At 51.4% G+C, this 24,507-nt stretch carries 22 protein-coding genes, 2 tRNA genes, 1 other RNA gene and 1 pseudogene; 16 read left to right on the top strand and 10 right to left on the bottom strand.

Features of this window, described 5'->3' with window-relative positions:
• The first annotated feature begins 73 nt into the window (after nucleotides 1-73).
• The gene (locus ACWYRJ_RS09800) at nucleotides 74-517 is read left to right on the top strand and encodes an Lrp/AsnC family transcriptional regulator (protein WP_223579118.1); all 444 of its coding nucleotides are present in this window, start codon (nucleotides 74-76) and stop codon (nucleotides 515-517) included.
• Between the two features lie 100 nt (nucleotides 518-617).
• Here ACWYRJ_RS09800 and ACWYRJ_RS09805 read toward each other — a convergent pair.
• From ACWYRJ_RS09805 to ACWYRJ_RS09825, 5 genes are all read right to left on the bottom strand, one after another.
• A non-coding RNA gene (locus ACWYRJ_RS09805) (RtT sRNA) lies at nucleotides 618-748 on the bottom strand.
• A 44-nt stretch (nucleotides 749-792) separates the two neighbouring features.
• Nucleotides 793-877: transfer RNA gene (locus tag ACWYRJ_RS09810), tRNA-Tyr, on the bottom strand.
• A 35-nt stretch (nucleotides 878-912) separates the two neighbouring features.
• Nucleotides 913-997 (bottom strand) — tRNA-Tyr (locus ACWYRJ_RS09815).
• Nucleotides 998-1,155: 158 nt separating this feature from the next.
• A complete protein-coding gene (purU, locus tag ACWYRJ_RS09820) occupies nucleotides 1,156-1,998 on the bottom strand; it encodes a formyltetrahydrofolate deformylase (protein WP_023312104.1) in 843 nt (280 codons plus the stop codon).
• 46 nt (nucleotides 1,999-2,044) lie between these two features.
• Nucleotides 2,045-2,503 carry a YchJ family protein gene (locus ACWYRJ_RS09825; protein ID WP_149367101.1) on the bottom strand — a complete coding sequence of 153 codons (459 nt, stop codon included), beginning with the start codon at nucleotides 2,501-2,503 and terminating at the stop codon, nucleotides 2,045-2,047.
• A gap of 114 nt (nucleotides 2,504-2,617) precedes the next feature.
• Here ACWYRJ_RS09825 and rssA point away from each other — a divergent pair, with 114 nt between their 5' ends.
• The 3 genes from rssA to galU all read left to right on the top strand — a co-directional run bounded on the left by rssA (nucleotide 2,618) and on the right by galU (nucleotide 5,734).
• A complete protein-coding gene (gene rssA, locus ACWYRJ_RS09830) occupies nucleotides 2,618-3,520 on the top strand; it encodes a patatin-like phospholipase RssA (RefSeq protein WP_149367100.1) in 903 nt (300 codons plus the stop codon).
• A 91-nt stretch (nucleotides 3,521-3,611) separates the two neighbouring features.
• Complete coding sequence (gene rssB / locus ACWYRJ_RS09835; protein ID WP_223579115.1) at nucleotides 3,612-4,625, top strand: two-component system response regulator RssB; 1,014 nt, start codon at nucleotides 3,612-3,614, stop codon at nucleotides 4,623-4,625.
• Between the two features lie 200 nt (nucleotides 4,626-4,825).
• On the top strand, nucleotides 4,826-5,734 hold the full coding sequence (galU, locus tag ACWYRJ_RS09840; protein ID WP_008502780.1) for a UTP--glucose-1-phosphate uridylyltransferase GalU: 909 nt from the start codon (nucleotides 4,826-4,828) through the stop codon (nucleotides 5,732-5,734).
• A 202-nt stretch (nucleotides 5,735-5,936) separates the two neighbouring features.
• Here galU and hns read toward each other — a convergent pair whose 3' ends face one another.
• Nucleotides 5,937-6,350: a histone-like nucleoid-structuring protein H-NS gene (hns, locus tag ACWYRJ_RS09845; protein WP_008502781.1), complete on the bottom strand. Its 414-nt coding sequence runs from the start codon at nucleotides 6,348-6,350 to the stop codon at nucleotides 5,937-5,939.
• Nucleotides 6,351-6,898: 548 nt separating this feature from the next.
• On the opposite strand from hns, the gene tdk reads away from it, so the two are divergent.
• Nucleotides 6,899-7,513: a thymidine kinase gene (gene tdk, locus ACWYRJ_RS09850; protein WP_111965933.1), complete on the top strand. Its 615-nt coding sequence runs from the start codon at nucleotides 6,899-6,901 to the stop codon at nucleotides 7,511-7,513.
• 68 nt (nucleotides 7,514-7,581) lie between these two features.
• On the opposite strand, the gene adhE is transcribed toward tdk, so the two are convergent.
• On the bottom strand, nucleotides 7,582-10,260 hold the full coding sequence (gene adhE / locus ACWYRJ_RS09855) for a bifunctional acetaldehyde-CoA/alcohol dehydrogenase (protein WP_059446810.1): 2,679 nt from the start codon (nucleotides 10,258-10,260) through the stop codon (nucleotides 7,582-7,584).
• A 478-nt stretch (nucleotides 10,261-10,738) separates the two neighbouring features.
• Between adhE and ACWYRJ_RS09860 the strand changes: the two genes are divergently transcribed.
• The 7 genes from ACWYRJ_RS09860 to ACWYRJ_RS09890 all read left to right on the top strand — a co-directional run bounded on the left by ACWYRJ_RS09860 (nucleotide 10,739) and on the right by ACWYRJ_RS09890 (nucleotide 18,624).
• The gene (locus ACWYRJ_RS09860; protein ID WP_008502784.1) at nucleotides 10,739-11,386 is read left to right on the top strand and encodes a YchE family NAAT transporter; all 648 of its coding nucleotides are present in this window, start codon (nucleotides 10,739-10,741) and stop codon (nucleotides 11,384-11,386) included.
• A gap of 770 nt (nucleotides 11,387-12,156) precedes the next feature.
• Nucleotides 12,157-13,788 carry an oligopeptide ABC transporter substrate-binding protein OppA gene (oppA, locus tag ACWYRJ_RS09865; protein ID WP_111965934.1) on the top strand — a complete coding sequence of 544 codons (1,632 nt, stop codon included), beginning with the start codon at nucleotides 12,157-12,159 and terminating at the stop codon, nucleotides 13,786-13,788.
• A gap of 84 nt (nucleotides 13,789-13,872) precedes the next feature.
• The gene (gene oppB / locus ACWYRJ_RS09870) at nucleotides 13,873-14,793 is read left to right on the top strand and encodes an oligopeptide ABC transporter permease OppB (RefSeq protein WP_455507804.1); all 921 of its coding nucleotides are present in this window, start codon (nucleotides 13,873-13,875) and stop codon (nucleotides 14,791-14,793) included.
• Nucleotides 14,794-14,805: 12 nt separating this feature from the next.
• Nucleotides 14,806-15,714 (top strand): oligopeptide ABC transporter permease OppC, encoded by a 909-nt coding sequence (oppC, locus tag ACWYRJ_RS09875; protein WP_008502787.1) that lies wholly within the window; start codon nucleotides 14,806-14,808, stop codon nucleotides 15,712-15,714.
• A gap of 11 nt (nucleotides 15,715-15,725) precedes the next feature.
• The gene (oppD, locus tag ACWYRJ_RS09880) at nucleotides 15,726-16,739 is read left to right on the top strand and encodes an ABC transporter ATP-binding protein (RefSeq protein ID WP_045404931.1); all 1,014 of its coding nucleotides are present in this window, start codon (nucleotides 15,726-15,728) and stop codon (nucleotides 16,737-16,739) included.
• Complete coding sequence (oppF, locus tag ACWYRJ_RS09885) at nucleotides 16,736-17,740, top strand: murein tripeptide/oligopeptide ABC transporter ATP-binding protein OppF (protein WP_045404928.1); 1,005 nt, start codon at nucleotides 16,736-16,738, stop codon at nucleotides 17,738-17,740. The genes oppD and oppF overlap by 4 nt, the downstream gene beginning before the upstream one ends.
• A gap of 14 nt (nucleotides 17,741-17,754) precedes the next feature.
• Nucleotides 17,755-18,624 (top strand): ion transporter, encoded by an 870-nt coding sequence (locus tag ACWYRJ_RS09890; RefSeq protein WP_455507805.1) that lies wholly within the window; start codon nucleotides 17,755-17,757, stop codon nucleotides 18,622-18,624.
• A 31-nt stretch (nucleotides 18,625-18,655) separates the two neighbouring features.
• Here the strand turns inward: ACWYRJ_RS09890 and ACWYRJ_RS09895 are convergent, their stop codons facing one another.
• Both ACWYRJ_RS09895 and cls read right to left on the bottom strand, forming a co-directional pair.
• On the bottom strand, nucleotides 18,656-18,985 hold the full coding sequence (locus tag ACWYRJ_RS09895; protein ID WP_049138288.1) for an HI1450 family dsDNA-mimic protein: 330 nt from the start codon (nucleotides 18,983-18,985) through the stop codon (nucleotides 18,656-18,658).
• Between the two features lie 33 nt (nucleotides 18,986-19,018).
• Entirely contained in the window at nucleotides 19,019-20,479 is a 1,461-nt protein-coding gene (gene cls / locus ACWYRJ_RS09900) for a cardiolipin synthase (RefSeq protein WP_008502791.1), read from the bottom strand.
• Between the two features lie 144 nt (nucleotides 20,480-20,623).
• On the opposite strand from cls, the gene ACWYRJ_RS09905 reads away from it, so the two are divergent.
• Both ACWYRJ_RS09905 and leuE read left to right on the top strand, forming a co-directional pair.
• Entirely contained in the window at nucleotides 20,624-20,797 is a 174-nt protein-coding gene (locus tag ACWYRJ_RS09905) for a YciY family protein (RefSeq protein WP_086379783.1), read from the top strand.
• Nucleotides 20,798-20,907: 110 nt separating this feature from the next.
• Nucleotides 20,908-21,543, top strand: a complete 636-nt coding sequence (leuE, locus tag ACWYRJ_RS09910) for a leucine efflux protein LeuE (RefSeq protein WP_045404924.1) — start codon at nucleotides 20,908-20,910, stop codon at nucleotides 21,541-21,543.
• A gap of 110 nt (nucleotides 21,544-21,653) precedes the next feature.
• Here leuE and ACWYRJ_RS09915 read toward each other — a convergent pair.
• A pseudogene (locus tag ACWYRJ_RS09915) lies at nucleotides 21,654-21,893 on the bottom strand (tyrosine-type recombinase/integrase); the annotation flags it as partial.
• Here ACWYRJ_RS09915 and ACWYRJ_RS09920 point away from each other — a divergent pair.
• The gene (locus tag ACWYRJ_RS09920) at nucleotides 21,882-22,589 is read left to right on the top strand and encodes a hypothetical protein (protein WP_455507807.1); all 708 of its coding nucleotides are present in this window, start codon (nucleotides 21,882-21,884) and stop codon (nucleotides 22,587-22,589) included. The pseudogene ACWYRJ_RS09915 and the gene ACWYRJ_RS09920 sit on opposite strands and share 12 nt — an antisense overlap.
• 50 nt (nucleotides 22,590-22,639) lie before the next feature.
• Nucleotides 22,640-24,424, top strand: coding sequence for a replication endonuclease (locus ACWYRJ_RS09925; RefSeq protein ID WP_455507806.1), 1,785 nt, complete (start codon nucleotides 22,640-22,642; stop codon nucleotides 24,422-24,424).
• Nucleotides 24,425-24,507 lie beyond the last annotated feature (83 nt).

The following is a 24,507-nucleotide window of genomic DNA, read 5'->3' on the forward strand; positions in this document are numbered from 1 at the left end:
AATCGCTGTAGGGTTTTACAGGGATGAGATAAGGTGAAATGCAGTAATGGCTTTTTAAAATTAGGTGAAAGCGATGGATTACCTTCTTGATGATATAGACCGACAAATTTTAGCCTGCCTGGTTGAGGATGCGCGCATGTCGTTGAAGGTGCTCAGCGGCCGCATCGGTCTGACGTCTCCCAGCACGGCAGAACGTCTTAAAAGGCTGGAAGAGCGCGGTGTGATTCAGGGGTATGGTGCTCGGGTGAACCTGGCGGCGCTGGGGTATACGCTGCAGGCGCTGGTGCGCGTGCGGCCTTTGCCGGGGTTGTTGCATAAGGTGGATAAGTATATTCAGGCGATGCCGGAGTGTATTGAGAGCGACAAGGTGACCGGGGAGGACTGCTTTGTCATCAGGCTTGTGGTGCGGTCAATCGAACAGCTTGATGCGCTGCTGGATGGGCTGGCGGAACATGCCCAGTGTAATACGTCGATTGTGAAAAGTTCACCGGTCATGCGTCGTTTGCCGCCGATGTAACCATCTTTTGCCGGGGGGCGGCTGCGCCTTACCCGGCCTGCAGAGGCGGATTCGGTTGAGTGTTTGGTTTTAATATGACTTGGGATGTTGCTGGAAGTGATGGTGGTGGGGGAAGGATTACTCGGCGCGTTGCGCCTCGCCCTTCGGGTCGTTGCCTGCGGCAACGCTTTCTCGCTGCGCTCGAATCGAACCTTAGTCGAAGCTTCTCATCCTTCCCCTTGCGGAAATACATGATGCACGGTGCGAGCTGAATGTTAAGTGTCGTTTGAAAGTGATGGTGGTGGGGGAAGGATTCGAACCTTCGAAGTCGATGACGGCAGATTTACAGTCTGCTCCCTTTGGCCGCTCGGGAACCCCACCAGGGGTAATTCAAATTTTGAGGTCGTGCTGAGAGATGGTGGTGGGGGAAGGATTCGAACCTTCGAAGTCGATGACGGCAGATTTACAGTCTGCTCCCTTTGGCCGCTCGGGAACCCCACCACGGGGTAATGCTTTTTTACTGGCCTGCTTCCTGCTGGAAGCGGGGCGCATCATATCAAATGAGACGCCCCTGTAAAGCATTCCTTTAGGGAAATGAAGCTGTTTGCCTGCTTTTTATCCGTAAAGGCGCAAAGCTAATCAATTCATTTTCCGAAAGATTAAAGAATGATGGTTCTGTTGCCGTAAACGAAGACACGCTGGGCCAGCACCTGATACAGCGCGCGGCTTAACACATTCTTCTCAACGTCACGCCCTGCACGCATCATGTCCTCAGCGGTGTAAGTGTGATCCACATGAATCACGTCCTGCATGATGATGGGACCTTCGTCCAGGTTGTCATTCACGTAGTGGGCTGTCGCGCCAATAATCTTAACGCCACGCTCGTACGCCTGGTGGTATGGACGCGCACCAATAAAGGCCGGCAGGAACGAGTGGTGAATGTTGATGATCTTGTTCGGGAAACGCGCCACGAAAGATGGCGTTAACACGCGCATGTATTTCGCCAGCACCACGTAGTCCGGGTTATGCGCTTCAATGGCCTGGGCCATCAAATCGTCGTGTTCTTCACGCGTATGGCCTTCGTGGCTGACCAGCTCGAACGGAATATCAAAGCGTTCGACCAGCGTGCGCAGCGTCTCGTGGTTGCCAATAACGGCAGCAATTTCGACGTCCAGACCGCCGTAGTTTGCTTTCATCAGCAGGTCGCCAAGACAGTGTGCTTCTTTGGTCACCAGGATCACGATGCGGCGTCGACCGGCTGGGGTCAGTTCGCGCACGGAACCCTCCGGAAGCGCGCTGTCCAGATCGGCCAGCAGAGTGGTGTCGTTGAAAATACCTTCCAGTTCGGTACGCATAAAGAAGCGGCCGGTACGGTGGTCAACGAACTCGTTGTTCTGCACGATATTCAGTTCATGTTTATAGCAAATGTTGGTAATTCGTGCGATCAGCCCTTTTTGATCGGGACAGATGGTGCGCAGAACTTTACGTTGTAATGATTGCATCGCCGGGAAATCCTGTTTGTATTTGCGAAGTCTGGGTTGTCAGGCATTACTGCCCGCAACACTTTTTAAATTTTTTACCTGAACCACACGGGCAGGGATCGTTACGACCAAACTGTGGGCGCGTTCCGTCAATATAATACCACTGCCCGCTTTCCTTTAAGAACCGGGAACGTTCGATAATGGCCCCCGGTTTATTATTCTCGTTAAAACGGGCTACAAAGCTGACGTAACCTTCATCAACATGACTGCCTGGAGAGGATTCATAGACGGTGAGGCCGAGCCACTGCGTGTTCGCGAAGCCGGCTTCGATGTCCTTTCTGAATTCGGCAGCGTGGCAGAAGGGATGCCAGGTTTTAATCAGGTAGTCTGCGTCTTTGATCACAAAAGCAGTGTAACGTGAACGCATGAGGTGTGACGGGTCTGGTGCAACCTGATCGCCAGACAGATATCGCTGGCAACATAGGCTATACTCCAGAGCGCTACCACAAGGGCAGAGTTGAGACACGATTCTCTTCCTGGAACAAAAAATAAAGGCGTAAAACGCTTCGGGTAGCACTATGTTAACTGAGCTGTTGCGTTGACGCTATGTCAGGAATCCAGGGGAAGTAAAACAGGGCTAATGAGAAAGGTTAAAATTGGACTGGCGCTGGGCTCAGGTGCAGCCCGGGGATGGTCACACATCGGCGTGATTAATGCCTTAAACAAGATGGGCATTGCCGTAGATATTGTCGCAGGATGTTCAATCGGATCGCTTGTCGGATCCGCTTACGCGTGCGGAAAGCTTACGGAACTCGAGACTTGGGTGCGTTCCTTCAGCTACTGGGACGTGCTGCGTCTGATGGACCTCTCCTGGCAGCGTGGTGGACTGTTGCGCGGCGAACGCGTTTTTAACCAGTTCCGCCAGGTTATGCCTCTCGAAGACTTCACTGATTGTCAGATGCCTTTCGGCGCCGTCGCGACGAACCTCAGTACAGGACGCGAACTTTGGCTAACCGAAGGGGATATCCATCTTGCCGTGCGCGCCTCCTGCAGTATGCCGGGGCTCATGGCGCCTGTCCCACACAACGGTTACTGGCTTGTCGATGGTGGCGTCGTTAACCCGGTTCCCATTTCTCTGACCCGTGCAATGGGGGCGGATATCGTGATTGCCGTCGATCTGCAGCACGATGCCCACCTGATGCAACAGGACCTCATGCCGGTCAATCTGCAGAGCGAAGATGCTGAGGACGAGAAACTGGCCTGGCACGAGCGCCTGCGCGGCAGAATCGGGCGTATGGCCGCGCGACGCTCGGTTACCGCGCCGACGGCGATAGAAATCATGACCACGTCAATACAGGTACTCGAGAATCGCCTTAAACGTAACCGTATGGCAGGCGACCCTCCGGATATCCTTATTCAGCCGTACTGTCCGCAAATCTCTACTCTTGATTTCCATCGGGCTGAGGCCGCCATCGCAGCGGGCTCGTTAGCCGTCGAAAAGAAAATAGACGAATTGTTGCCTTTTGTGCAGACCGCACGTTAAGCACCTTTTTTTGACTACTTCAGCAAAATCTGACAGGCGATAGTGCCGATCGCATGCCACTATTTAGTTACTGTCAGCCAGGGGAGGAACCATGACGCAGCCATTGGCCGGAAAACACATTTTGATTGTTGAAGACGAGCCCGTTTTCCGATCGCTACTGGATTCGTGGTTATCCTCGCTGGGCGCATTGACGTCACTGGCTGAAGATGGCATCGACGCCCTGGAAAAAATGATCGGCATTACGCCCGATTTGATGATTTGCGACATAGCGATGCCGCGCATGAATGGACTGAAGCTGGTTGAACATCTGCGTAACGAAGGTAACCAGACGCCGATTCTGGTGATCTCTGCCACAGAGAATATGGCGGATATTGCCAAAGCATTACGTCTTGGCGTCCAGGATATTCTGCTTAAACCGGTCAAGGATCTGAACCGGCTGCGTGAAACGGTCCTGGCGTGCCTTTATCCCAATATGTTTAATTCCCGAGTAGAGGAAGAGGAGCGTCTTTTCCAGGATTGGGATGCCCTGGTGAGTAATCCGCCTGCTGCGGCGAAACTATTGCAAGAGCTCCAGCCGCCCGTGCAGCAAACTATTTCACACTGTCGCGTAAATTATCGCCAGCTGGTAGCGGCTGACCAGCCCGGACTGGTGCTGGATATCGCACCTTTATCTGATACCGACCTTGCGTTTTATTCTCTGGATGTCACCCGGGCAGGGGATAACGGTGTATTAGCCGCGTTACTTCTTCGCGCTCTATTTAATGGTTTGTTGCAGGAACAGTTATCGCATCAGGGACAACGGCTACCGGAGTTAGGCAGTTTACTCAAACAAGTAAACCAGCTTTTTCGTCAGGCCAATTTACCTGGACAGTTCCCGCTGCTGGTCGGCTATTACCACAGCGGTTTAAAAAATCTGATCCTCGTCTCAGCAGGTCTCAACGCTTCACTGAATACCGGTGAACATCATATTCAGGTGAGTAATGGCGTGCCGCTTGGGACATTGGGAACGGCATATCTTAATCAAATTAGCCACCGCTGTTCCTCCTGGCAGTGCCAAATTTGGGGCGCCGGGGGACGGCTACGCTTAATGTTGTCCACGGAATAAGCAATTGGATCTTAATTTTAAGATTGCTTTACCTGTGTTTTACGGGGAGTGCTACTATCGCTGCCCAGATTCATGCGTATTTGTCCTAATTGATCGGCAACGCGTTCTTTTCAGACCCGGACTGCGGGGCGAGGCTGATATACTCAACGCGTTATTTATTGCATAAAAGTTCAAAACTTGAACAGCTCAGGAGAATTTGAATGGCTGCCCTAAATTCGAAAGTCAGAAAGGCCGTTATCCCGGTAGCGGGATTGGGGACCAGGATGTTACCAGCAACTAAGGCGATTCCTAAAGAGATGCTGCCTCTGGTTGATAAGCCATTAATCCAGTATGTCGTTAATGAATGTATCGCAGCCGGCATCACTGAAATTGTGCTGGTTACGCATTCATCTAAAAACTCTATCGAAAACCATTTCGATACAAGCTTTGAACTTGAAGCCATGCTGGAAAAGCGTGTTAAGCGTCAGCTCTTAGAAGAAGTTCAATCTATTTGCCCTCCACACGTCACCATTATGCAGGTTCGTCAGGGCCTGGCTAAAGGTCTGGGCCACGCTGTTATGTGCGCGCATCCTGTTGTAGGTGATGAGCCTGTAGCGGTAATTCTGCCTGACGTAATTCTGGACGAATACGAATCCGATCTTTCTCAGGATAACCTGGCTGAAATGATCAAACGTTTCGACGAAACCGGCAGTAGCCAGATTATGGTTGAGCCTGTTGAAGACGTAACGGCATACGGTGTGGTTGACTGCAAAGGCGTTAACCTTGAGCCGGGCGAAAGTGTGCCAATGGTTGGTGTCGTAGAGAAGCCTAAAGCCGACGTAGCGCCTTCAAACCTTGCCGTTGTAGGTCGCTATGTCCTGAGTGCTGAAATCTGGCCTCTGCTGGCTAAAACGCCTCCAGGAGCGGGTGATGAGATCCAGCTGACGGATGCCATCGATATGCTGATCGAGAAAGAGACCGTTGAGGCCTACCATATGAAAGGTAAGAGCCATGACTGCGGTAATAAGCTCGGTTATATGCAGGCGTTTGTTGAATATGGTATCCGCCACAATACCCTTGGTGAAGAATTTAAAACCTGGCTCAAAGAGAGCGTAGGTATTAAGAAATAAGCCACGGTTGTAAATGTTCGAAACCGGTGAGGCATTGCCCACCGGTTTTTTTATGCCCATAACACTCCCAAAAACCTGTCTGAAAGTACAGTCGATAAAATTGCTAAATAATGCTTTATGACAGAGTGTAAGAGGATGTATGCGACAAATTTAGGTTAAAAAAAATCCCGCAATATGCGGGATTTTTCTGAATATGGCTCGATTAATCCTTGATCAGGAAGTCGTCCAGCTGTTTACCCTGCTCATCCATCGCTTTCTTGATTACAGCAGGAGTACGACCCTGGCCAGTCCAGGTTTTAGTTTCGCCGTTCTCGTCAACGTAGCTATATTTAGCAGGACGTGCCGCACGCTTGGCTTTAGTACCGGTTTTAGCGGCAGCCATGCTGTTCAGCAATTCATTTGGATCGATACCATCAGCAATCAGCATTTCACGATATTGCTGCAGTTTACGAGTACGCTCTTCGATTTCAGCCGCTGCAGCGCTTTCTTCTTCGCGACGTTCATTAACTACAACTTCTAATTTTTCCAGCATTTCTTCAAGCGTTTCGAGGGTGCATTCTCTTGCCTGCGCACGAAGAGTACGGATGTTGTTCAGAATTTTAAGTGCTTCGCTCATTGTAGTAATCTCAAACTTATAATGGGGGGTGGTTTGTTGACCTAATAATAGAGCCATAAATTCAGTTGTGCAATAGCCAGGAATGTAAGGAATTCAAAAAATACGAAATAATGGCGCTATTATTAATTACGCTAACTTAAATTTCACCGCCCAGCAGTCTCGGTTGTTATCACCGGAAGCTGCTTAACCCGGTCGATTGTGTCTTTTTTTTGTGACATTTCCCGCAGGAATTATAGTTGCGGCGGAGAAATATCAGCCTTTTGTATTAGTTCCCCTCCGTGATGTTAAGACTGAAATAGTTAATAAATAGTGAATTTTAATGAAGGGGATTCCACTATAAAAAGCAGTGTTATGTTTTGCTGAACATATAACATATTGGCCGAGGAGAGGGTGTTTACTACATGTTTTAACGGGCTATTTTCATAAAAAGAAGGTTGTAAACTCCTCGCTGAAACGCTTCCCCTGTGTGCTACATCGCTGATGACCAGACAAAATATGGTACAATGACTCATCGGGAATATTACACATTGATTAGGGTTTTACGGCAAATGGCACAACTTTATTTCTACTATTCGGCAATGAATGCCGGGAAATCCACCGCGTTGCTGCAATCCTCGTACAATTACCAGGAGCGCGGGATGCGTACCGTTGTTTATACGGCTGAAATTGACGATCGCTTTGGTGCAGGGAAGGTGAGTTCAAGAATAGGACTCTCGTCGCCTGCGAGGCTTTTTAACCCGAAAACCGATCTGTTTGAAGACATTCATGCAGAACATGCTGCACAGCCGATTCACTGTGTCCTGGTCGATGAGAGCCAGTTTCTGACGCGTGAACAGGTATATGCCCTGTCAGAAGTGGTCGATGAGCTTGATATCCCCGTTCTTTGTTACGGTCTGCGCACGGATTTTCGCGGTGAGCTCTTTGCCGGGAGCCAGTACTTACTCGCCTGGTCGGATAAACTTGTTGAATTGAAAACAATCTGCTTCTGCGGTCGTAAAGCCAGTATGGTGCTTCGTCTTGACCAGGCTGGTAAACCTTATGCAGATGGTGAGCAGGTGGTGATAGGCGGTAATGAACGCTATGTTTCGGTCTGCCGTAAGCATTATAAAGAAGCGTTGTCTGTAGGCTCGCTGACGGCGATTCAGCACGACAACAGAAAATAATGTCAGTCTTGTTATTCAGACATAAAAAAACCCGCCATTAAGGCGGGTTTTTCATCTGCTGCTGTCAATTAAGCGCTTTTCTTCGCTTTCTTGTCAGCTTTGATGACAGGAACTTCTGTTTTCACAGCGGCAACATCACCTTCTTTGAACTCACGACCATAGTAGGTATCCAGCAGAATCTGTTTCAGCTCGGAGATCAGTGGGTAGCGCGGGTTAGCACCAGTACACTGGTCATCGAAGGCATCTTCAGACAGCTTATCTACATGAGCGAGGAAGTCAGCTTCCTGAACGCCTGCTTCACGGATAGATTTAGGAATACCCAGCTCAGCTTTCAGGCTTTCCAGCCATGCCAGCAGTTTCTCAATCTTCGCAGCAGTACGGTCGCCCGGTGCGCTCAGGCCAAGGTGGTCAGCGATTTCAGCATAGCGACGACGTGCTTGTGGACGGTCGTACTGGCTGAAAGCAGTCTGTTTAGTTGGATTGTCGTTAGCGTTATAACGGATAACGTTGCTGATCAACAGGGCGTTCGCCAGACCGTGAGGAATGTGGAACTGTGAGCCCAGTTTGTGCGCCATTGAGTGGCAAACACCCAGGAAGGCGTTGGCAAACGCGATACCTGCGATGGTTGCTGCACTGTGAACGCGTTCACGTGCTACCGGGTTTTTAGACCCTTCATTGTAGGACGCTGGCAGGTTTTCTTTCAGCAGTTTCAGAGCCTGCAGAGCCTGACCGTCAGAGAACTCAGATGCCAGTACAGAAACGTAGGCTTCCAGGGCGTGAGTTACCGCATCCAGACCACCGAACGCACACAGTGACTTAGGCATTTCCATTACCAGGTTTGCATCAACGATAGCCATGTCTGGGGTCAGCGCGTAGTCAGCCAGTGGGTATTTCTGACCTGTCGCATCGTCTGTTACTACCGCAAATGGTGTAACTTCTGAACCGGTACCGGAAGTAGTGGTTACCGCGATCATTTTGGCTTTTACGCCCATTTTCGGGAACTTGTAGATACGTTTACGGATATCCATAAAGCGCAGCGCCAGTTCTTCGAAGTGGGTTTCAGGGTGCTCGTACATGACCCACATGATTTTCGCGGCATCCATTGGGGAACCACCGCCCAGTGCGATAATCACATCTGGTTTGAAGGAATTAGCCAGCTCAGCACCTTTACGTACAACGCTCAGGGTAGGGTCAGCTTCAACTTCAAAGAACACTTCAGTTTCAACGCCAGCCGCTTTCAGCACAGAGGTAATCTGGTCAGCGTAGCCGTTGTTGAACAGGAAACGGTCAGTCACGATGAGCGCACGTTTGTGGCCATCAGTAATCACTTCATCCAGCGCGATTGGCAGGGAGCCACGGCGGAAGTAGATAGATTTCGGAAGTTTGTGCCACAACATGTTTTCAGCTCGCTTAGCAACGGTTTTCTTGTTGATCAGGTGTTTTGGACCAACGTTTTCAGAGATGGAGTTACCACCCCAGGAACCACAACCCAGAGTCAGGGAAGGTGCGAGTTTGAAGTTGTAAAGGTCACCGATACCACCCTGGGAAGCAGGGGTGTTGATCAGGATACGCGCAGTTTTCATCATCTGACCGAAGTGAGCGACGCGTTCTGGCTGGTTATCCTGGTCGGTGTACAGGCAAGACGTGTGACCGATACCGCCCATGGCAACCAGCTTCTCAGCTTTCTCTACCGCGTCTTCGAAATCTTTCGCACGGTACATGGCAAGCGTAGGAGACAGTTTTTCGTGTGCAAACGGCTCGCTCTCGTCGACAACTTTCACTTCACCGATCAGGATTTTGGTTGTAGCCGGGACGGTAAAGCCTGCGAGTTCAGCGATTTTGTACGCTGGCTGACCCACGATAGCGGCGTTCAGCGCGCCATTTTTCAGGATAATGTCCTGAACTGCTTTCAGCTCTTTGCCCTGCAGCAGGTAGCCGCCGTGGCTGGCGAAACGTTCACGAACGGCGTCGTAAACAGAGTCTACGACAACAACAGACTGTTCAGATGCACAGATAACGCCGTTATCGAAGGTTTTAGACATCAGTACAGACGCAACGGCACGTTTGATGTCAGCGGTTTCGTCGATAACAACAGGGGTGTTACCAGCGCCAACACCGATGGCTGGTTTACCGGAGCTGTATGCGGCTTTAACCATGCCAGGACCACCGGTCGCCAGAATCAGGTTAATGTCCGGGTGATGCATCAGCGCATTGGAGAGCTCAACGGAAGGTTGGTCGATCCAGCCAATCAGATCTTTTGGTGCACCAGCTGCGATCGCCGCCTGCAGGACGATATCCGCAGCTTTGTTAGTCGCATCTTTCGCACGTGGATGTGGAGAGAAGATGATTGCGTTACGGGTCTTCAGGCTAATCAGTGATTTGAAGATAGCTGTAGACGTTGGGTTAGTGGTCGGAACAATACCGCAGATAATGCCGATAGGTTCAGCGATAGTGATGGTACCGAAGGTGTCGTCTTCGGACAGCACGCCACAGGTTTTCTCATCTTTATAGGCGTTGTAGATATACTCGGAAGCGAAGTGGTTTTTAATCACTTTATCTTCCACGATACCCATGCCGGATTCGGCAACGGCCATTTTAGCGAGGGGGATTCGAGCATCTGCAGCAGCCAGTGCGGCCGCGCGGAAGATTTTATCAACCTGTTCTTGGGTGAAATTGGCATATTCACGCTGGGCTTTTTTAACGCGCTCGACGAGGGCGTTCAGTTCAGCGATATTAGTAACAGCCATAATGCTCTCCTGATAATGTTTAAACTCTTTTAGTAAACCAGCGCTCGATACGTCACACAGTATAGACAGAGCCGATACGACTTGCGTAACACAAAGTAAAACAAAGAGTTACTTTCTGCGTCAGCACACTAATTTACTAAAAGAGCCTTACCTTAGCATCATCCCTTTTTGTCATGTGACCTCCCTGGGGGTGTAACCAAGATTACTCACTTCTGAGTACTGAAATCATGATCTGTGTCAATTTTCCCCCAAGCTGATACCTTTCAGCAGGGTTATTTCTTTGAGATTTTTCCAGTGTTAAATAATTAAGTAAGTATTGGAAGCAACGCTATCATTGATTATACATATGTTTAACATCCTGAAATGATAACGTTTTGGTACAGATTTCAAGTGAAGTATGCTGATAAAAAGGGTATCTTCAGCGCGATTTCTCACGACAAATTGTCAGTCCCGGGCATGTGTATAAGCGGAGCAAAACGTGATCCAAACGCTCTTTGATTTTCCAACGTATTTTAAATTTTTTATTGGTTTGTTTGCCCTGGTCAACCCGGTGGGGATCATTCCTGTCTTCATTAGTATGACGAGTTACCAGACGGCGGCGGCCAGGAACAAGACCAACCTTACCGCTAACCTGTCGGTAGCTATCATATTGCTGACCTCCCTTTTTCTCGGAGACACGATTCTTCAACTGTTCGGGATTTCAATCGATTCTTTCCGTATTGCGGGTGGGATCCTGGTGGTAACCATCGCTATGTCCATGATCAGCGGTAAGCTCGGCGAGGATAAGCAGAACAAGCAGGAGAAGTCAGAAACTGCCATCCGCGAAAGTATTGGCGTGGTGCCACTGGCCTTACCGCTCATGGCCGGTCCTGGTGCCATCAGTTCAACCATTGTCTGGGGGACGCGTTACCATAGCCTGATGCACCTGATCGGTTTTTCCGTCGCAATTGCCATTTTTGCGCTCTGTTGTTGGGGAGTGTTCCGCATGGCGCCCTGGCTTGTACGCCTGTTGGGGCAGACGGGAATTAACGTCATAACGCGTATCATGGGCCTGCTGTTGATGGCGTTAGGGATTGAATTTATCGTGACGGGAATTAAAAGCATTTTCCCCGGTTTGCTGCACTGATATTTCGTATGAAAGAACGGAGCAACAGCTCCGTTTTTTTACGTCATTATCAGTAAATCCTATAACTAAAGTTGAAATGCTCACATATCATAATAAATTCTACTAATAATGTTCATTGCTTGTATTTCAACAAGTTATTAATCCCCCTAAAACCCGCCTGCACAGAAAATCTTCGATCGCTCTGTTATTTTACTCACATGATACTCTGGGGCTTGCTGAGAGATAACCGAAATGATATTAGTAATTTCAACATTCCCCTAGATGAATGTGCTAAATAATAACCAGTTGTTAAATTTTTGTACAAAATCACTCGATAATAGCGCAGCGACGCGCTTGTAGAGAAAATTTTCTCTATCCTATTGAATGTCATGTTTTTCTTGTGATGTTCAATGTCCGGCAAGGCTGCCCTCAACGATACGGTACTCACCGTAAAAGAGAATTGCTTAACAAATTTGCAAAATGTATTGGCGCACGTTTACGCCATTTGATACTTTCCGGCCTAATATTTTGCAGCATAAAACAAGCAGATGAGAATTATTTTCATATGGTTCTCATCTCAGATATCCAGCCCAGGCCTCAAACAGGGGAGGCCTGTAAAGAATCGACGCAAGACGGCCATACGAGCGGTCAGTAATAAAAAAGTCGGTGATAGCAAGCAGTAAAAGAAGAACCTGACAGCAGCAAAAAAAACTCCTGCGCTGTACAGGCCCCAACAGGGGATTACACAGCTGGCGAAGGCCAGTCATTATAATGAGTGGAGTACCAACACAATGTCCATCATCACAAAAAAAAATCTGGTAGCGGCGGGGATTTTAACTGCGCTAATCGCGGGCAACGCTGCAATGGCTGCGGACGTTCCTGCAGGTGTTCAACTGGCTGAGAAACAGACGCTGGTGCGTAACAACGGTGCGGAAGTTCAGTCTCTTGACCCGCACAAAATTGAAGGTGTTCCTGAGTCTAACGTTAACCGCGACCTGTTCGAAGGCCTGCTGGTGACAGACGTAGACGGCCACCCGGCACCGGGTGTCGCAGAAAAATGGGAAAACAAAGATTTCAAAGTCTGGACCTTCCATCTGCGTAAGGATGCGAAATGGTCCGACGGTACGCCGGTCACGGCTGAAGATTTCGTTTATAGCTGGCAGCGTCTGGCGAATCCTACTACCGCCTCTCCGTATGCGAGCTACCTGCAATATGGCCACATCGCCAATATTGATGACATCATCGCGGGCAAAAAACCAATCACCGATCTGGGCGTTAAAGCGATCGATGCCAATACCTTCGAAGTGACGTTGAGCGAACCTGTTCCGTACTTCTATAAGCTGCTGGTTCACCCGTCCGTCTCCCCGGTACCAAAATCTGCCGTGGAAAAATTTGGTGAGAAATGGACCCAGCCTGCCAATATCGTGACCAACGGTGCCTATAAGCTGAAAGACTGGGTGGTCAACGAGCGTATGGTGCTTGAGCGTAACCCGCAATACTGGGACAACGCTAAAACCGTTATTAATCAGGTGACCTACCTGCCAATTTCGTCCGAAGTGACTGACGTTAACCGCTACCGCAGCGGAGAAATCGACATGACCTATAACAACATGCCGATTGAACTGTTCCAGAAACTGAAGAAAGAGATCCCTAAAGAAGTTCACGTCGATCCGTACCTGTGCACCTATTACTATGAAATCAACAACCAGAAAGCACCGTTTACCGACGTACGTGTTCGTACCGCGCTGAAGCTGGCACTGGATCGCGATATCATCGTCAACAAAGTGAAAAACCAGGGCGATCTGCCGGCGTACAGCTATACCCCTCCATACACCGATGGCGCAAAACTGACCGAGCCAGACTGGTTCAAACAGACTCAGGAACAGCGTAACGCAGAAGCGAAGAAACTGCTGGCCGAAGCGGGCTACACCGCAGATAAGCCGCTGACCTTCAGCCTGTTGTACAACACCTCCGATCTGCACAAAAAACTGGCTATCGCCGTCGCCTCGATCTGGAAAAAGAACCTGGGCGCGAACGTGAAGCTGGAGAACCAGGAGTGGAAGACCTTCCTCGACAGCCGTCATCAGGGTACCTTTGACGTGGCGCGTGCTGGCTGGTGTGCGGACTATAACGAACCGACCTCCTTCCTGAACACCATGCTGAGTGACAGCTCAAACAACACCGCGCACTATAAGAGCCCGGCATTCGACAAGCTGATTGGCGACACGCTGAAAGCCACTGACGAAGCGCAGCGTACTGAACTGTACTCTAAAGCCGAGCAGCAGCTGGATAAAGATTCCGCGATCGTTCCGGTTTACTACTACGTTAACGCCCGTCTGGTGAAACCGTGGGTAGGTGGGTATACCGGTAAAGACCCGATGGATAATATCTACGTTAAAAACTTGTATATTATCAAGCATTAATGGCAATGAGTGGGGCGGGCGTGCTCGCCCCACGGTGTCTAACCAACGTCACACTATATAGGCACACGCCAGAAGGTACGGGCAATGTTGAAATTTATCCTACGTCGCTGTCTTGAAGCGATTCCAACGCTATTTATTCTTATCACGATTTCCTTCTTCATGATGCGCCTCGCGCCGGGAAGTCCATTTACCGGTGAGCGTACGCTGCCGCCAGAAGTCATGGCGAATATCGAAGCGAAATACCACTTAAACGATCCTATCTCTACCCAGTACTTCAATTACCTGAAGCAGCTGGCCCACGGTGATTTTGGACCGTCATTTAAATATAAAGACTATTCCGTTAACGACCTGGTGGCCTCCAGCTTCCCGGTTTCAGCGAAATTGGGTGCTGTGGCATTCATTCTGGCGATCGTTTTCGGGGTCACCGCAGGCGTTATCGCCGCGCTCAGACAAAATACCAAATGGGATTATGCCGTAATGGGGGTGGCGATGACCGGGGTAGTCATACCCAGCTTCGTTGTTGCGCCATTACTGGTGATGATATTTGCCATTACGCTGAAGTGGCTGCCTGGCGGCGGCTGGAACGGCGGGGCATTGAAGTTCATGATATTGCCGATGGTGGCATTATCTCTGGCGTACATCGCCAGTATCGCGCGTATCACCCGTGGTTCAATGATCGAAGTGCTGCACTCGAACTTCATTCGTACCGCGCGTGCTAAAGGGCTGCCGATGCGTCGGATTATCTTCCGCCACGCGCTTAAGCCGGCACTGTTGCCCGTGCTCTCCTACATGGGACCGGCATTCGTCGGGATCATTACCGGCTCGATGGTTATCGAAACAATTTACGGCCTGCCGGGCATCGGCCAGCTGTTTGTTAACGGCGCGCTTAACCGCGACTATTCGCTGGTACTGAGCCTGACTATTCTCGTCGGTGCGCTGACCATTCTCTTTAACGCTATCGTTGATGTCCTGTACGCCGTCATCGACCCGAAAATCCGTTACTAACTGGAGCACGCCATGATGTTGAGTAAGAAAAACAGCGAGGCGCTGGAAAACTTCAGTGAAAAACTGGAAGTGGAAGGTCGTAGCCTCTGGCAGGACGCGCGCCGTCGCTTTATGCACAACCGCGCGGCGGTTGCGAGTCTGGTGGTTCTGGTGATCATCGCGCTGTTTGTGACCCTGGCGCCGATGCTGTCGCAATTTACCTATTTCGACACCGACTGGGGCATGATGTCCAGCGCGCCGGATATGGAGTCTGGCCACTATTTTGGCACGGACTCCTCAGGACGCGATCTGCTGGTGCGTGTCGCTATCGGTGGTCGTATCTCTCTTATGGTCGGTATTGCTGCCGCTCTGGTGGCGGTGATCGTGGGGACGCTCTATGGCTCTCTGTCCGGCTACCTTGGCGGCAAAGTGGACTCGGTGATGATGCGTCTGCTTGAAATCCTGAACTCCTTCCCGTTTATGTTCTTCGTCATCCTGCTGGTGACCTTCTTTGGTCAGAATATCCTGCTGATCTTCGTGGCCATCGGGATGGTGTCATGGCTGGATATGGCGCGTATTGTTCGCGGCCAGACGCTGAGTCTCAAACGCAAAGAGTTTATCGAAGCGGCGCAGGTAGGCGGTGTCTCTACCGGGAATATCGTGGTTCGCCATATCGTTCCTAACGTGCTGGGCGTGGTGGTGGTCTATGCCTCACTGCTGGTGCCAAGCATGATCCTGTTTGAATCTTTCCTGAGCTTCCTGGGTCTCGGTACACAAGAGCCGCTGAGCAGCTGGGGCGCGCTGCTCAGCGATGGCGCAAACTCAATGGAAGTGTCACCGTGGCTGCTGCTTTATCCGGCGGGTTTCCTGGTCGTTACCCTGTTTTGTTTTAACTTTATCGGCGATGGCCTGCGTGATGCCCTCGACCCTAAAGACCGTTAAGGAGCGCCGTCATGACAATTATTGAAACGGCAACCGCGCCACAGGCGCAGCAGCGGAGCGACCTTCTGCTGGACGTAAAAGATCTTCGCGTCACCTTTAAGACCCCTGACGGGGATGTCACCGCCGTGAACGATCTCAACTTCAACCTGCGCGCGGGTGAAACACTCGGCATCGTCGGTGAATCCGGTTCCGGGAAATCTCAAACCGCCTTTGCGTTAATGGGCCTGCTGGCTGCTAACGGCGTGATTGGGGGCTCCGCGAAATTCAACGGTCGTGAAATCCTCAACCTGCCGGAGCACGAGCTGAACAAGCTGCGCGCCGAACAGATCTCGATGATTTTCCAGGATCCGATGACTTCTCTGAACCCGTACATGCGCGTTGGTGAGCAGCTGATGGAAGTCCTGATGCTGCACAAAGGTCTGGGCAAAGCCGAAGCCTTTGAAGAGTCGGTCAAAATGCTCGATGCGGTGAAAATGCCGGAGGCACGCAAGCGCATGCGCATGTTCCCGCACGAGTTCTCTGGCGGTATGCGTCAGCGCGTGATGATTGCGATGGCGCTGCTCTGCCGGCCTAAGCTGCTGATTGCCGATGAACCCACTACCGCGCTGGACGTTACCGTTCAGGCGCAAATCATGACCCTGTTGAACGAGCTGAAGCGTGAGTTCAACACGGCGATTATCATGATTACCCACGACCTGGGCGTGGTGGCGGGCATATGTGACAAAGTGCTGGTGATGTACGCCGGGCGAACGATGGAATATGGCAAAGCGCGCGATGTCTTCTATCAGCCAGCTCACCCGTACTCCATTGGCCTGCTGAACGCGGTGCCGCGTCTTGATGCGGAAGGGGAATCCCTGCTCACCATTCCTGGCAACCCGCCAAACCTGCTGCGCCTGCCGAAAGGCTGTCCGTTCCAGCCGCGCTGCCCGCACGCGATGGAAATCTGCAACAGCGCTCCGCCGCTGGAAGAGTTTGCACCAGGCCGTCTGCGCGCCTGCTTTAAGCCGCAGGAGGAGCTGGTATGAACGCATTAGATGAAAAACGCAACGTGCTGCTCGAAATTGCTGACCTTAAGGTGCATTTCGACATTAAAGACGGAAAACAGTGGTTCTGGCAGCCGTCGAAGACCCTGAAAGCGGTGGATGGCGTTACGCTGCGCCTGTACGAAGGGGAAACCCTGGGCGTGGTCGGAGAGTCCGGCTGCGGTAAATCGACCTTTGCGCGCGCCATTATCGGTCTGGTAAAAGCGACCGACGGCAAAGTGGCCTGGCTGGGTAAAGATCTGCTGGGCATGAAACCCGACGAGTGGCGCGAGGTGCGCAGCGATATCCAGATGATTTTCCAGGATCCGCTGGCATCCCTTAACCCGCGTATGACCATCGGCGAGATTATTGCCGAGCCGCTGCGGACCTATCATCCGAAGATGTCTCGTCAGGAAGTGCGCGATCGCGTTAAGGCGATGATGATGAAAGTCGGCCTGTTGCCTAACCTCATCAACCGCTACCCGCACGAATTCTCCGGCGGCCAGTGCCAGCGTATTGGTATCGCCCGTGCGCTGATCCTCGAACCGAAGCTGATTATCTGCGACGAGCCGGTTTCCGCGCTGGACGTGTCCATTCAGGCACAGGTGGTTAACCTGCTGCAGAAGCTGCAGCGTGAAATGGGGCTGTCGCTGATCTTCATCGCGCATGACCTGGCCGTAGTGAAACACATTTCAGACCGCGTGCTGGTGATGTATTTGGGTCACGCCGTGGAGCTGGGTACCTATGACGAGGTGTACCACAATCCGCTGCACCCTTACACCAAAGCGCTGATGTCCGCTGTGCCAATCCCCGATCCGGATCTGGAAAAGAATAAGACCATCCAGCTGCTGGAAGGTGAATTGCCCTCACCGATTAACCCACCGTCGGGCTGCGTCTTCCGCACGCGCTGCCCAATGGCCGGGCCGGAATGTGCGAAAACGCGTCCAGTTCTGGAAGGCAGTTTCCGACATGCGGTTTCCTGCCTGAAAGTAGACCCGTTATAATCGCAAGGGCTGACATGATGTCAGCCCTTATTTTTTGCGAGGTTACTGTGTCGCGTTTATTAACGTCAGCCCGTCGGCGGCTTTATCATTTTTTATTCGATCCTGAAACGGTATCCGGACGTCGCTTCGAAGGTCTTTGCGGTTTATTTGCGCTTCTCAGCGTGGTCGTCATCTTTATTGAATCGGGTGCCGGGACGCAATATCACCTGACGTTTGACGAATGGCACATCTTTGTCTGGCTTGAGCTGGCGATTACCCTGGTTTTTACCGCTGAATATCTCCTCCGGGTAATAGCCTGGCCCAACCCGGCCCGATATGTTTTCAGCTTCTGGGGATTTATTGATTTAGCCACCATTCTGCCGCTCTACGTCATGTGGCTGTGGCCGGAAATCAGCCTGAGCTATGTCTTTGCCTGGCGAGCGATGCGCGTTATTCGCGTATTACGTATTCTGAAATTACTGCGCTTTATGCCCTCATTGCGCGTGTTCTGGAGTGCAATCGTCAGCGCACGGCATCAGCTCATTCTGTTCTACTCGTTTATTGCAATCGTCATGATTGTTTTCGGCGCGCTGATGTATTTAATAGAAGGTCCCAAATATGGCTTTACGACGCTCAATGCCTCCGTCTACTGGGCGATTGTGACCGTCACGACCGTGGGTTATGGTGATATTACTCCCCACACGCCGCTGGGCCGCATTGTGGCGTCAGTGCTGATTTTGATTGGCTATTCGGTGATTGCCATTCCGACTGGACTTATTACCACACACATGAACAGCGCGTTTCAGAGCCGCAAGCAGCAGCGCAAGTGTCCTCATTGCCAGCAGGGTGAACATGATCATGACGCGCGGTTTTGTAACCGCTGCGGAAGTGCGTTGCCGGAGTAAATAAAAAAGGCTGCAATCGCAGCCTTTTTTATTATTCGCGCCAGAGTATATGGCACAGCTTATGGTCTTTCTCTCGACACAGCAGGACGCGGGCGAAAATATCGTTAATTTCGCCACCGTCTTCATCTGCCAGCCCAATCACCACTTCGGCAAAAAAGTCAGGGTTCAGGTCGAAATCCACATGCTCAGCCCAGTCTTCTGAAGGGTCGAACAGCTCGGCACCGCCACGCTCTTCGAACTGCAGATTAAAAAGGATCACGTCTGCGGGATCGAGGTTATCAACCGCCAGTTCGAGAAAAATGTCATAGGCCTGCTCGAGCGTTTCGTCTTCGGTCAGGCGATTGTTCAGATACATTTCCATGATGACTACCTGTTTAACATCGTTGGGCACGTTTTACAGCAACGGACTAAAGAAGTAAAACAGTCGTTCGGCAATTCTCTGCCACAGCGGACGTTTTACCCACAGTCTGGCATCCAGCAGACGCGAGCGGGAGATATAATCATCCTGCACCGCCGCGAGATCGCCGCCAAAGCCGGCATCATCAATGACCAGCGTGATTTCAAAGTTGAGCCACAGGCTGCGCATATCCAGGTTGACCGTGCCCACCAGGCTCAGCTCACCGTCGACGAGCACGCTCTTGGTGTGGAGCAATCCGCCTTCAAACTGGTAAATTTTCACCCCGGCGGCCAGCAGTTCGCTAAAGAATGCCCGGCTGGCCCAGCCCACCAGGAGAGAGTCATTTTTGCGCGGCAGAATGATGCTCACATCGACACCGCGCTGCGCGGCTGTACAGATGGCGTGCAGGAGGTCATCGCTGGGGACAAAGTAGGGCGTCGTCATGATCAGATATTCACGCGCCGAGTAGGTTGCCGTCAGCAGCGCCTGATGGATCAAGTCCTCCGGGAAGCCTGGCCCGGAAGCAATGGTATGAATGGTATGACCGCTGGCCTCCTCAAACGGCATAATATTGCCGTCCGGCGGCGGCGGCAGGATACGCTTGCCGGTTTCAATCTCCCAGTCGCAGGAATAAACGATGCCCATCGAGGTGGCAATCGGCCCCTCCATTCGCGCCATCAAATCAACCCATTGACCTACTCCTGAGTCCTGTTTGAAAAAGCGCGGGTCGACCATGTTCATGCTGCCGGTGTAGGCAATATAGTTATCGATCATGATCATTTTGCGATGCTGGCGGAGATCCATCCGGCGCAGAAACACGCGAAGGAGATTTACCTTCAACGCTTCGACCACTTCGATCCCGGCATTACGCATCATGCCTGCCCAGGGGCTGCGGAAAAATGCCACGCTACCCGCGGAGTCAAGCATCAGGCGGCAATGAATGCCGCGCCGCGCGGCGGCCATCAGCGACTCAGCGACCTGGTCAGCCATCCCGCCGGGCTGCCAGATATAAAAAACCATCTCGATATTATGACGAGCCAGCTGAATATCGCGGATTAACGCCTGCATGACGTCATCAGACGAGGTCAGCAGCTGCAGTTGATTGCCCTTAACGCCGCCAATCCCCTGGCGGCGCTCGCACAGCTTAAACAGTGAGGAGGCGACGCTGCTGTTCTCCTCGGCAAAGATATGTTTGCAGGCCTTAAGATCGTTCAGCCACTTCGCGGTGGAGGGCCACATGGCACGGGCGCGCTCGGCACGGCGTTTACCCAGATGAAGCTCACCAAAAGAGAGATAGGCAATAATTCCCACCAGCGGGAGGATGTAAATGATCAGAAGCCAGGCCATGGCAGAGGGTACGGCTCTGCGCTTCATCAGGATGCGTAACGTCACACCCGCGATTAACAGCCAGTATCCCAGAATGACCAGCCAACTCACCACGGTGTAGAAGGTTGTCATAGGTAAAAAAATCCTTTTGAAAGCGTATTGTTATGAGTGTACGCATCAGGATTCATCTGGCAAATAAAAACGCCAGGTAAAAGCGCTGGTTTGCTGCCGGGTTGGGTTTATAATGGCGGCTCAGTTAGTTTAAGAGTTGTAGACATGAAGCGCAGTAGAACAGAAGTAGGGCGCTGGCGCATGTTGCGACAGGTGAGTCGTCGCAAGGCTCGTTGGCTGGAAGCACAATCCCGCCGCAATATGCGTATTCACGCCATCAGAAAATGTGGATTGACGCGGCACCGCAATGCGTTGCTGTTCGCAGTCCAGGATATCTGAGAACCATGAGGGCACCGTAACTGGTGCCCGCTGATTTTATAGCGTCTGATTTTTTGGGGATAGCGTATTTGCAGCGTTGTTCCTGTTGTGTTTAGCAAAAGGAGGGAGAAGTGTTTGCGGAGTTTGGCGTACTGAATTTCTGGACGTATGTTGTTGGCGCATTTTTTATCGTTCTGGTGCCGGGACCGAATACCCTGTTCGTGCTAAAAACCGGGATCGGTCACGGTGTTAAAAAAGGGTATCTCGCCGCTACGGGCGTATTTATTGGCGATGCGGTGCTGATGTTTCTCGCCTGGGCGGGCGTCGCGGCATTAATCCAGACCACGCCGGTACTGTTTAATATCGTGCGCTATCTCGGGGCTTTCTATCTGCTCTGGCTGGGGGGCAAAATGCTCTGGTCGGTGGTAAACCGTCAAAAAAACGCGCATGAGAGCGGCCCCGAACCTGCCAGTATGATCATGAAACGTTCCCTGGTGTTAAGCCTGACCAACCCCAAAGCGATTCTGTTCTACGTATCGTTCTTCGTTCAGTTCATTGACGTGAATGCGAAGAGTACCGGCACTTCTTTCCTGATCCTTGCGACGACGCTGGAGTTGATAAGCTTTATGTACATGAGCTTCCTGATCTTCTCCGGTGCGTTTGTCACACGTTATCTGAAAACAAAAAAGAAACTGGCAAAGCTGGGGAACGGGCTAATAGGGCTGCTGTTTGTCGGGTTTGCGGCGAGGTTAGCGTCGCTGCATTGATGGTTTGAAAGGCTCCTGAGGGAGCCTTTTTAATGTCTGGCGTAACTGGAAAGCCGCGCCAGACAAGGCTTCACGTTTTACTACTAGCAGCCAAAAGCCATAAAAAGCGGCTAGGGTGTGGACACATTGTGGACACTCTTATCACCATTAGCACCCTTCAGCGGGTTAAGCGAAATTGCGTCCTGCAGGTACTGAGGAGCGAAGTGCGCATAGACCATTGTCTGCGCAATTTTCGTATGACCTAAGATCCTCTGCAGTGTGATGATGTTGCCCCCGTTAATCATAAAGTGCGTCGCGAAAGAGTGTCGTAGCGCATGTGTTGCTTGTCCGGCCGGTAAATCGGGCTTAACGTTCATCGTGTTGCAGTGAATGGTGCTGGCGCTTTTGTTTCTTTTGCCAGACCTGACCAGCTCGCCGCCTCGATTAAATATGCTTGCGCCGTTGCTATTGATAATGGGGCTTTTTCCGCGTGGAAACGTGGTCTTGTTATCAATTGGCAGGAGTTTTATCGGTGGTTATTGCCCCACTATCATCACCCAAAGGTGTCTTTCTTTGTTATTCCTGATGTGGTTGAGGGTGGAGAAGCTGACAATGATGCCCTTATCGATTCAATGCCTCGCTGTTTCCGGGATAAAGCCGCGCCTGTCTGGCATCTTCATGAGTCATTAGACCGACTGGTTGAGCTTTGTAACGAATGGCCTCGGGTGTGCTTTGGCTCATCTGGTGAATATGCCAGCATCAGGACTGAGCGCTGGCATCGCAGGATGCGTGAAGCATTCGATGCAATTTATCTGAAACATAGCTTTAAAACTAAAATTCATGGCCTTCGTATGCTGGATGGCCGTGTCCTTGGAAACTATCCGCTTGCTACTGCAGATAGCACAAATCTCGCCTGTAATATTCCAAAATTTACAAGCAAATACCCTGAGATAACTCGATTCATTCAGGAGGCGGATTACAACCAGAAACTGAGTGAGCGTGAACTTAAAGCCGCCATTCTTATTGGTCGCTGCGCTATTGAGAGTGTCACGCCTCCTGCAATTTAATGCTGGTCTGAAATGCCAAAGCATCCGCAACAGTTGGAGCTTTTGGTAGCATGACTGATTTCACATACCCTTGGAATAAATCCCGCGAGGCCATTGGCCGCGACAGACCCCTTACACGTGCCGAACTCCGTCAGGTGCAAGGTGTTTTAAACCGAATTGACCGCCTACCATTTTTCCTGCAAACGCTGTTTACCTCGTGTTATAACTTCATCCGCCGTAAAAAGAGCCCTTTGGGTGGGCTGTATTTCCTTAAAAATACGTTTGAGCGCAAGCTGCTGCCGCGTCTTGAGCGTGTCAATGAGCTGTGCGGGATGAATGAATCCGCCTCGATTGGTTTTCTGTCCGAGCGCGATCAGTATGCGCGCTTACCAGATATGAATGACAAAGAGCTCAGGAAATTTGCGGCCAGAATTGCCTCTCAGCTCTGGAGCAAATACGAGGAGTTAAGCGACGCCTGGGCGGATGCTCACGGCGGGAAAGAGACCCTTTTCACCGATGAAGCTCAGTCGCACCTATACGGGCAAGTGGCCGGTGTTGCTCGCGCATTTAACATCACCCCGATGTACTGGAAAAAATACCATAAGGGTCAGATGACGATCCGCATGGCATTTTCCGCTATTTCACGACTGATTAAAGACGAGTGGTGGGTCAACCAGCTCAAGGCGCAGCGGATGCGCTGGCGCGAGGCGCTGCTCATCGCAGCAGGTGAGGTCAACAAAGACCGTTCACCTTACGCAAGCAAAATAGCGATCCGCGATGTTCACGCGCGCCGCCTGGCTAATCTCGAATACCTGAAATCCTGCGAACTGGAAAACAAAATCACTGGCGAACGTATTGACCTCATAAGCAAGGTCATGGGGAGTATTTCGAACCCTGAAATACGTCGTATGGAGCTGATGAATACTATCGCCGGGATTGAACGCTACGCGACCAGCGTTGGTGACGTGGGGATGTTTATCACGCTGACCACGCCATCGAAGTATCACCCGACCCGTCAGGTTGGCAAAGGTGAAAGCAAAACGGTGCAGCTCAATCACGGCTGGAACGAAACAGCATTCACACCCAAAGACGGCCAGCGCTATCTATGCCGAATCTGGAGCCTGATGCGTACAGCTTTCAAAGATAACGATTTAGATGTGTACGGGATGCGCGTTGTCGAACCGCACCACGACGGCACGCCACACTGGCACATGATGCTTTTTTGCAAACCCGGTCAGCGTAAAGCCATTAACGAAATTATGCGTCGTTATGCCCTCAAAGAGGACGGACACGAAAAGGGCGCGTCAAAACAGCGCTTTGAGTCACGCCATCTTAATCAGGGCGGAGCGGCGGGTTATATCGCTAAATACATTGCAAAAAATATCGACGGTTACGCACTCGACGGCCAGCTCGATCACGACACCGGCAAGCCTCTGAAAGATACGGCCGCAGCCGTCACCGCATGGGCGTCAACATGGCGTATCCCTCAGTTTAAACCGATTGGTCTCCCGACGATGGGCGCCTACCGTGAACTGCGCAAACTACCGCGTGGGGTGAGTATTTCCTGCGAGTTTGACGACAGGGTCGAGGCCGCGCGAGCTGCTGCAGATGAGGGGGACTTTGAGCGGTACATCATCGCGCAGGGTGGGGCAAACATGCCGCGTGATGCTCAGGCGGTCAGGGTCGCCCGTAAGGTGACGGATGAGGTCAACGAATACGAGGAAGATATCGAGAGGGTTGTCGGGATTTATGCCCCTCATCTCGGGGCTAATCGTGTCCATGTAACCCGTACAGCCGAATGGCGCATCGTTCCAAAGGTTTTGGCCGTTGAGCCTTTGACCGGCTTTGTTGAATAAATCGAACTTTTGCTGAGTTGAAGGATCAGATCACGTATCTTCCCGACAACGCAGACCGTTCCGTGGCAAAGCAAAAGTTCAAA

The sequence above is a fragment of the Enterobacter sp. genome, assembly GCF_977039595.1.

Coding starts and splice junctions, on each gene's coding strand:
- ACWYRJ_RS09800 (WP_223579118.1), top strand. CDS start 74: ATGGATTACCTTCTTGATGATATAGACCGACAAATTTTAGCCTGCCTG.
- purU (WP_023312104.1), bottom strand. CDS start 1,998: ATGCAATCATTACAACGTAAAGTTCTGCGCACCATCTGTCCCGATCAA.
- rssA (WP_149367100.1), top strand. CDS start 2,618: ATGAGAAAGGTTAAAATTGGACTGGCGCTGGGCTCAGGTGCAGCCCGG.
- rssB (WP_223579115.1), top strand. CDS start 3,612: ATGACGCAGCCATTGGCCGGAAAACACATTTTGATTGTTGAAGACGAG.
- galU (WP_008502780.1), top strand. CDS start 4,826: ATGGCTGCCCTAAATTCGAAAGTCAGAAAGGCCGTTATCCCGGTAGCG.
- hns (WP_008502781.1), bottom strand. CDS start 6,350: ATGAGCGAAGCACTTAAAATTCTGAACAACATCCGTACTCTTCGTGCG.
- tdk (WP_111965933.1), top strand. CDS start 6,899: ATGGCACAACTTTATTTCTACTATTCGGCAATGAATGCCGGGAAATCC.
- adhE (WP_059446810.1), bottom strand. CDS start 10,260: ATGGCTGTTACTAATATCGCTGAACTGAACGCCCTCGTCGAGCGCGTT.
- oppA (WP_111965934.1), top strand. CDS start 12,157: ATGTCCATCATCACAAAAAAAAATCTGGTAGCGGCGGGGATTTTAACT.
- oppB (WP_455507804.1), top strand. CDS start 13,873: ATGTTGAAATTTATCCTACGTCGCTGTCTTGAAGCGATTCCAACGCTA.
- oppC (WP_008502787.1), top strand. CDS start 14,806: ATGATGTTGAGTAAGAAAAACAGCGAGGCGCTGGAAAACTTCAGTGAA.
- oppD (WP_045404931.1), top strand. CDS start 15,726: ATGACAATTATTGAAACGGCAACCGCGCCACAGGCGCAGCAGCGGAGC.
- oppF (WP_045404928.1), top strand. CDS start 16,736: ATGAACGCATTAGATGAAAAACGCAACGTGCTGCTCGAAATTGCTGAC.
- ACWYRJ_RS09890 (WP_455507805.1), top strand. CDS start 17,755: ATGATGTCAGCCCTTATTTTTTGCGAGGTTACTGTGTCGCGTTTATTA.
- ACWYRJ_RS09895 (WP_049138288.1), bottom strand. CDS start 18,985: ATGGAAATGTATCTGAACAATCGCCTGACCGAAGACGAAACGCTCGAG.
- cls (WP_008502791.1), bottom strand. CDS start 20,479: ATGACAACCTTCTACACCGTGGTGAGTTGGCTGGTCATTCTGGGATAC.
- ACWYRJ_RS09905 (WP_086379783.1), top strand. CDS start 20,624: ATGAAGCGCAGTAGAACAGAAGTAGGGCGCTGGCGCATGTTGCGACAG.
- ACWYRJ_RS09925 (WP_455507806.1), top strand. CDS start 22,640: ATGACTGATTTCACATACCCTTGGAATAAATCCCGCGAGGCCATTGGC.